General features: G+C 68.2%; 1 pseudogene. It reads left to right on the plus strand.

The features are described 5' to 3' along the window. Positions 1 to 371 (plus strand): annotated as a pseudogene (locus HX846_RS38560) (DNA polymerase Y family protein); the annotation flags it as partial.

Here is a 371-nt window from a genome sequence, read left to right on the forward strand (position 1 = left end):
GACCTGCCGGTGTTTGTGCCCCAGCGCCAGGACCTGTTCGACGAGCGCCCGCAACAAACCCTGCCGTGGGAACAACTGCGCGAACGCCTGCGGGCGCGGCTGGGGGATGACGCGGTGCAAGGCCTGCGGTTTCACGCCGACCACCGCCCCGAATGCGCCTGGCAAGCCGGTGCAGACACTCGCCCATGCACCCCCTCAAATAACGTGCAGCGCCCGGGCTGGTTGCTGCATGAACCGACGCCTCTGGCCGAGCAAGGTCTACACATCCTGATGGGCCCGGAACGCATCGAGTCCGGCTGGTGGGATGGCGCCGATGTGCGCCGCGATTACTACCTGGTGCGCACCCGCGCCGGCCAGCAGGGCTGGGCTTA

This window comes from Pseudomonas sp. K5002 (assembly GCF_013386655.1).
In the GTDB taxonomy this organism is placed as follows: domain Bacteria; phylum Pseudomonadota; class Gammaproteobacteria; order Pseudomonadales; family Pseudomonadaceae; genus Aquipseudomonas.